General features: G+C 41.6%; 1 protein-coding gene. It reads right to left on the minus strand.

Features of this window, described 5'->3' with window-relative positions:
• Window positions 1-255: transposase (locus tag ACYQ4S_RS12880; RefSeq protein WP_459771581.1), on the minus strand; the 255-nt coding region annotated here is incomplete at both ends.

Below are 255 nucleotides of genomic sequence, written 5' to 3' on the forward strand. Positions count from 1 at the left end.
CCATCAAAAGCCACTAAGGGATGATAACCCGTTGTTCCGTAGTGAGTATTGAAATCAGTCTGTTCTTGTTTTCCGAAGGTGTCTGAGTGAGTAGAATCCACGTCAATGATCATATGCTGTGTATTTTGTTGGCCGATATAGATAGTGGTCAATGCCTTGGCAATTGATTGAAGTTGAACGATATTCTCCTCCGACAGTTGATGAATAAAACGAGAAACCATCGACTGTGAACCTAAGGTCGTTTTATTTAGCCCC

This window comes from Alkalibacterium sp. s-m-28 (genome assembly GCF_054658175.1).